The following is a 5,297-nucleotide window of genomic DNA, read 5'->3' on the forward strand; positions in this document are numbered from 1 at the left end:
GATCCAGCAGTTGCCAAGTGGTGCGATCGACTTCAATTCTGGTCAGGACATTGTCGTGGCCGTCGCCGCGGCGGGGGTCCTGATTGGTTTTGTCGATCAGCTGCTCGATCGTCAGTCTGCCGTCGCCAACCACGTGAGCGGGCACTCGTTCTGCGACCGCCACAACTTTACCGTTGACCACTAAAACGCGGTGGTCGCGTCCCTGGTAGAAGCGCTCCACGATCACCGATCGCGACACCGCTTTCGCCGCGTCGTAGGCTTCTTCTGCCTGCTCCCACGACGTAATATTGATTGTGATGCCGCGCCCGTGATTGCCGTCCAGCGGTTTGATCACGATCGGGTAGCCGCCCACCTCCTGAATGGCTTCTTCCAGTTCATCTAGAAAGTTAATCACGGCGCCACGCGGAACGGGCACTCCAGCTTGCCGCAAAATCTGCTTGGTGCCTTCCTTGTCGCTGGCAAGCTCCACGGCTAAAATGCCCGTGCGATCGCTCAGCGTCGCCTGAATTCGCTTTTGATGCACGCCGTAGCCGAACTGAATCATGGCGCGGGCACTCAACTCAAACCAGGGAATCCCGCGCGCCTCTGCTTCTTTCACCAGCGTCTCGGTGCTGGGACCCAGCGATGCATCCGCCGCCAGCGTCCGCAGATCGGTCAAGTCTTGCTCTAGCTCCTCCAGCGGGTACGTGCCCGTACCCACGATGCTTTGGCACAGCCGAACTGCCGCCCGAGCGGCGTAGCGCCCAGCCTGCTCGTTCTGGTACTCCAACACAACCTGGTACGTTCCAGGAGTGGCTGTCTCGCGGGTGCGCCCGAAGCCCACAGACATGCCCGCCAATTCCTGTAACTCTAGCGCCACGTGCTCGATGATGTGCCCCATCATCGTACCTTCCCGCACGCGGCTGAGGAATCCGCCTCGGCAGCCCGGTGAGCAGAAGTGCTCGACTAAACTGGGCAGCACGTGCGTCAGTCCCTCGTAGAAGCCAGGAATAACATTTGAGGGTTTGTCTGCCAGTTCCTCCAGATCCAGACGCATAACAATGAGTTTTTGTCGTCGAATGCTCCAGTAGTTAGGACCGTGTAATGTCTGGATTTTGAGTATCTTCATGGGTCTTGTTAGAGGGGAATGTCGATCGCAAATACAAATGTCTGTTTGCTTTCTGAAAGGGAGGTCACACCTGCGGGTTGCTACAGCGATCCAGCCAGTTGCCGAATAAATTTAGCCAGCTATTCAATGTCAAACGATCAAAAGCTGGTATTATGTTCACCATGAACAGTTTTGCCGCCAGGACGACCGTCCCAGCAGATGGGCAGAGCGGCGAAAAGGCTTGAGACTGCGGGCTTAGCAACGTGTGGCTCCCGTGGGCGAAACGACTAGCAAGGCAAGTCGCCAGGAATCAAAGCGACACGCTTACGCAAATCATAGCGATCGCTGTGGCATAAAATATGTAGCCGTAGGTTACAAATGCTAATCGGATCAGTTGCGCCAATGCGGGGATGATTGGTATAAGACATCTCGCCAGGGTCAACGACTGTTACCGTTCCCCGTCCGATTACCCGCAAAATTCCATCTCCTTCAAATACTGCACAGGTATCTTCGTCGATTCCCACGCCTAGTCGATCGGGGTGCGCTGCCACCGCGCTGATTAGTCGCGCCATGCGGTTGCGGTTGTGAAAGTGCTGATCGACCAGCAGTTCTGGAATAATGCCCAAACCCGTTGTCATATCCACCAGCGATCGATTGGGCGACTCGCCGCTGCCACCGCCCGCGATCATATAGTGTCCCATTACGGCGGCCCCCGCGCTAGTTCCTGCCAGGGTAATATCGCCCCGCTGCGCTCGCTGGCGCACGGTTTGCATAATTGGCGTGTCTGCGAGCAGGCTACACAAGCGCAGTTGGTCGCCTCCAGTTAAAAACACGCCAGTACAGGTTTCCACGTAGCTTTGCAGCGCTGGGTCATCGCAGTGATGACGGTCTTGAATATCTAGGATCTCGATGCCCTTTGCGCCCATTTCTTCAAAAATGGTGCGGTAGCGATCGCCAATAATGGCAGGTTCACGGGAAGCAGACGGGATAATTGCAATGCGGGCATCGGTTGATCCAGCGCGGCTAAAAAAGCTGCTAAGGATCTCCCGCCCATGCACCTTATCTTCCGCTCCCCCAATCACCATGATGGCTGTTTTCGTAGACTGGGGCATCTTCTCTCCAGAAAATTCAAGCTCAGATTGCGGCGGAGAACTGCTTGCAGGCGACCGATGAAACAAACGCTCCAGAAATTTGATCACTGAGGTGGAAACGCTGCTTTTTGTCATAGGTGCGTCTGACTGTCAGGGGTGGGTTAAGGATGGCTAAGCAGTAGTTGGCTCAGACGGCGATTAGATTAGAGAATACCTCTATCTGTCATGATCGAGCGCAGATTGCAATTGCCTGTGCCCCGATCGTGGAACCACACAAGGCATTTCATCCGCGTTGGTAGGTTAAGTTATTCTAAAATTTTTTTGGCTAAATGATGCGCGTCGATATTATCACTCTGTTTCCTGACTTCTTTACGTCCCCGCTCAGTTCTGGGCTGCTAGGAAAGGCGCTGGCAAAGCAAATCGCAGCCGTGCATCTGACCAATCCCCGAGACTTTGCCACAGACAAGCATCGGCGCGTGGATGACGAACCCTACGGCGGCGGTGTCGGAATGCTAATGAAGCCGGAGCCGATTTTTGCTGCTGTAGAATCCTTGCCTGTGCTGCCGCGTCGTGAGGTGCTGTTGATGACGCCGCAGGGAGAGACCATGAACCAGCGCATGTTTCAAGCCTTTGCTCAGCACGACCAACTTGTCATCATCTGTGGACATTACGAAGGGGTGGACGATCGCGTGCTGAACCTGGTGACTCGCGAAGTGTCGCTGGGCGATTTTGTTCTGACCTGCGGCGAAATTCCTGCACTGGCGCTGCTAAATGGCACGATCCGATTGCTGCCTGGAACGGTTGGAAAAGAAGACTCGCTCAAAGCAGAAAGCTTTGAAGATGGGCTGCTGGACTATCCGCAGTACACGCGCCCGCCGATATTTCGTGATTGGGCAGTACCGGATGTGCTGCTGTCAGGAAACCACGCGGCGATCGCCCGCTGGCGCAGAGAGCAACAGCTTCAGCGCACTCGCGATCGCCGCCCGGATTTGTACGATCGATGGCTGGAGGAAAGCGGGTCGGGCTAAGAAATACTGAAATTTCCGGGATCATCAAGCCGTTCCCGTGACTTCGCTCCCCTTGTTTTGTAAGGTTATTAATAATCATTGCTACGTCGCTCTAGGCAACGCCTTGGAGCAGGTGTAGCTAAAAGCCATTGTGGCTGATCCCGGTCCGGTGCTTGGTGGCGATCTCCTGGTTAAAATCAGCACCATGCAGCACAGTACAGTAAGTTAGGACAAGTTCGGAGAGTTTGGATCAATGTACAATTCAAGCGCAGCGGGCAGTGCTGCTAATACGACATCGGGTAGCCGCCTGTTCCGGTATGAGGTGGTCGGTCTGAGACAGAATGCTGAAACTGACCGACTGAACTATGAGATTCGACGGAGCGGCAGCACGTTCATCACGGTGCCTTACAGCCGCATGAGTGAAGAGATGCATCGAATCACCCGCATGGGCGGCAAAATCGTCAGCATTCAACCTTTGGACAGTGATCCCGAAATTAATGGAAACGTTACCGTGGAACAGACGGCTCCTGCGGTAAAAGTAGAAGCTGGAGAGGGTAACAAGCCAGCAGAAGAGAAGAAGCCCATGACACAAGCCAAGGCTAAATCTGACATTCCTGTCAATATTTACCGCCCCAACAATCCCTTTGTGGGTCGCTGTATCTCGAATGATGAATTAGTTCAGGAAGGCGGCATTGGTACCGTTCGCCACGTGAAGTTTGACCTGACGGGTGGCGATCTGCGCTATCTGGAAGGGCAAAGTATCGGAATTATTCCTCCTGGCACCGACAAGAACGGTAAGCCCGAAAAGCTGAGACTGTATTCGATCGCCTCCACTCGTCACGGTGATGACGTAGACGACAAAACGGTTTCCCTCTGCGTCCGTCAGCTAGAGTACAAACATCCTGAAACGGGCGAAACCGTCTACGGGGTTTGCTCGACTCATCTGTGCAATCTAGAACCCGGTGCCGAAGTCAAAATTACCGGACCGACGGGTAAGGAAATGCTCCTGCCTGAAGACGAAGACACGAAAGTGATCATGCTGGCAACGGGAACCGGAATTGCTCCGTTCCGCGCCTACCTGTGGCGCATGTTCAAAGAAAATGAGCGGGCAGCGAATCCTGAGTACCAGTTCAAAGGATTCTCCTGGCTGATCTTTGGGGTGCCGACATCGCCGAACATTCTGTATAAGGAAGAGCTGGAAGAAATCCAGAGCAAGTATCCCGATAACTTCCGTCTCACCTATGCCATCAGTCGGGAACAGAAAAACCCGCAGGGCGGCAGAATGTACATTCAAGACCGCGTTGCTGAGCACGCGGAGGAACTGTGGAAGCTGATTCAGGAACCGAAGACGCATACCTACATTTGCGGTCTGAAGGGAATGGAAGACGGCATTGATGCCGCGCTGTCAGCAGAAGCGGCGAAAGCGGGCGTTGAGTGGAAAGAGTATCAGCGCGCTATTAAGAAGGAAGGGCGCTGGCACGTAGAAACGTACTAATTAACTGTTAGCAATCAGTTGTTAGTTTGAAAAACCGGACGATCGCAACGATCGTCCGGTTTTTTGTTGGCAGGAAAAGAGACGATCATTTCAGTCGAGATTTTAGACCTCCGAGGTTTTGCAAAACCTCGGAGGTCTTGGGGAGGGCTTAGAGATTGACGACCCTACAACCGATCGCCGCCCTACGATTTACCGTTGCTGGACATTGCCAGCACTCGTTCTGCCAGCTTTTCAGGAACTTCCTGCAAGTGGTCGTACTGCCACCGGAAAAAGCCAACGCCCATCGTCAGCGATCGTAGCTCCACAATCAGGTCGTGCATTTCCGCTTGGGGAATATGCGCGGCGATTTGGTCCCAGCTAGCCCAGCCGGATTTGACATCGTAGCCGAGAATTTGTCCACGCCGTCCGCTAACCAACCGCAGCACCTTGGACGTGTAGTCAGCTGGCACCGAGATGGACACGCTGAGAATCGGTTCCAGCAGCGTTGGCTGACACCGCACCATCCCTTCCTGCATCGCCAATCGCGCTGCCTGCTTGAAGGCTTGCTCGGAGCTATCGACGTTGTGGTAGGAGCCGTGGGTCAGCGTCACTGACACATCCACCACCGGAAAGCCGAG

Annotated in this window: 4 protein-coding genes and 1 pseudogene; 2 read left to right on the forward strand and 3 right to left on the reverse strand. The window is 54.4% G+C overall.

Annotation, left to right across the window (positions count from 1 at the left end; translation table 11 throughout):
* Both H6F43_RS12585 and H6F43_RS12590 read right to left on the reverse strand, forming a co-directional pair.
* The coding region (locus tag H6F43_RS12585) for an ATP-grasp domain-containing protein (RefSeq protein WP_190343097.1) at positions 1 to 1,108 on the reverse strand (1,108 nt) is incomplete at its 3' end.
* Between the two features lie 266 nt (positions 1,109 to 1,374).
* Positions 1,375 to 2,199: a cyanophycinase gene (locus H6F43_RS12590; protein WP_190343098.1), complete on the reverse strand. Its 825-nt coding sequence runs from the start codon at positions 2,197 to 2,199 to the stop codon at positions 1,375 to 1,377.
* 311 nt (positions 2,200 to 2,510) lie between these two features.
* Here H6F43_RS12590 and trmD point away from each other — a divergent pair, with 311 nt between their 5' ends.
* On the forward strand, positions 2,511 to 3,206 hold the full coding sequence (trmD, locus tag H6F43_RS12595) for a tRNA (guanosine(37)-N1)-methyltransferase TrmD (protein WP_190343100.1): 696 nt from the start codon (positions 2,511 to 2,513) through the stop codon (positions 3,204 to 3,206).
* A gap of 232 nt (positions 3,207 to 3,438) precedes the next feature.
* A complete protein-coding gene (gene petH / locus H6F43_RS12600; RefSeq protein ID WP_190343099.1) occupies positions 3,439 to 4,680 on the forward strand; it encodes a ferredoxin--NADP reductase in 1,242 nt (413 codons plus the stop codon).
* Between the two features lie 182 nt (positions 4,681 to 4,862).
* Here petH and H6F43_RS12605 read toward each other — a convergent pair.
* Positions 4,863 to 5,297: pseudogene (locus tag H6F43_RS12605) on the reverse strand (elongation factor G); the annotation flags it as partial.

The organism is Leptolyngbya sp. FACHB-36 (genome assembly GCF_014695955.1).
GTDB lineage: Bacteria > Cyanobacteriota > Cyanobacteriia > Leptolyngbyales > Leptolyngbyaceae > FACHB-36.